The 1,735-nt window shown below is 51.4% G+C and carries 1 rRNA gene; it reads left to right on the top strand.

The features are described 5' to 3' along the window. Nucleotides 1-1,706: ribosomal RNA gene (locus tag F1735_RS33380) — 23S ribosomal RNA — on the top strand; the annotation flags it as partial. Nucleotides 1,707-1,735: the final 29 nt, after the last annotated feature.

The raw sequence follows: 1,735 nt of genomic DNA, 5'->3' as shown, positions 1-1,735 counted from the left end.
ATATGGTAGGAGAGCGTTCTGTAAGCCTGCGAAGGTGTCTTGTAAAGGATGCTGGAGGTATCAGAAGTGCGAATGCTGACATGAGTAGCGATAATGGGAGTGAAAAGCTCCCACGCCGTAAGCCCAAGGTTTCCTGTTCAACGTTCATCGGAGCAGGGTGAGTCGGCCCCTAAGGCGAGGCAGAGATGCGTAGCTGATGGGAAGCAGGTTAATATTCCTGCACCGTCGTATGATGCGATGGGGGGACGGATCGCGGAAGGTTGTCCAACGGTTGGAAGTGTTGGTTTTTGACTCATAGAAGGCGCTTAGGCAAATCCGGGCGCGGAATTCAAGGGGTCGAGACGAGAGACTTAGGTCTTGAAGCAATCGGAAGTGGTTCCAAGAAAAGCCTCTAAGCTTCAGTCATACGAGACCGTACCGCAAACCGACACAGGTGGGCGAGATGAGTATTCTAAGGCGCTTGAGAGAACTCGGGAGAAGGAACTCGGCAAATTGGTACCGTAACTTCGGGAAAAGGTACGCCCCGGTAGCTTGATTGGTTTACTCCATGAGGGTGAAAGGGTTGCAATAAACTGGTGGCTGCGACTGTTTAATAAAAACACAGCACTCTGCAAACACGAAAGTGGACGTATAGGGTGTGACGCCTGCCCGGTGCTGGAAGATTAAATGATGGGGTGCAAGCTCTTGATTGAAGTCCCAGTAAACGGCGGCCGTAACTATAACGGTCCTAAGGTAGCGAAATTCCTTGTCGGGTAAGTTCCGACCTGCACGAATGGCGTAACGATGGCCACACTGTCTCCTCCCGAGACTCAGCGAAGTTGAAATGTTTGTGATGATGCAATCTACCCGCGGCTAGACGGAAAGACCCCATGAACCTTTACTGTAGCTTTGCATTGGACTTTGAACCAATCTGTGTAGGATAGGTGGGAGGCTTTGAAGCGGTGACGCCAGTCATCGTGGAGCCATCCTTGAAATACCACCCTGGTTTGTTTGAGGTTCTAACCTTGGTCCGTTATCCGGATCGGGGACAGTGCATGGTAGGCAGTTTGACTGGGGCGGTCTCCTCCTAAAGTGTAACGGAGGAGTTCGAAGGTACGCTAGATACGGTCGGACATCGTGTTGATAGTGCAATGGCATAAGCGTGCTTAACTGCGAGACTGACAAGTCGAGCAGGTACGAAAGTAGGACATAGTGATCCGGTGGTTCTGTATGGAAGGGCCATCGCTCAACGGATAAAAGGTACTCTGGGGATAACAGGCTGATTCCTCCCAAGAGTTCATATCGACGGGGGAGTTTGGCACCTCGATGTCGGCTCATCACATCCTGGGGCTGTAGCCGGTCCCAAGGGTATGGCTGTTCGCCATTTAAAGTGGTACGTGAGCTGGGTTTAAAACGTCGTGAGACAGTTTGGTCCCTATCTGCCGTGGGCGTTGGAAATTTGAAGGGGGCTGCTCCTAGTACGAGAGGACCGGAGTGGACAGACCTCTGGTGTACCGGTTGTCACGCCAGTGGCATTGCCGGGTAGCTAAGTCTGGAAGAGATAACCGCTGAAAGCATCTAAGCGGGAAACTTGCCTTGAGATGAGATTTCCCAGAGCCTTGAGCTCTTTAAAGGGTCGTTCGAGACCAGGACGTTGATAGGTCAGGTGTGGAAGTGCAGTAATGCATTAAGCTAACTGATACTAATTGCCCGTACGGCTTGTCCCTATAACCTTAGCAGGTACAGAGATAAGAAA

The organism is Massilia genomosp. 1 (assembly GCF_011682185.1).
In the GTDB taxonomy this organism is placed as follows: Bacteria; Pseudomonadota; Gammaproteobacteria; order Burkholderiales; family Burkholderiaceae_D; genus Telluria_A; species Telluria_A rubra.
The sequence above is the reverse complement of the archived record's forward strand: the minus strand, read 5'-3'. Positions and strand labels throughout refer to the sequence as shown.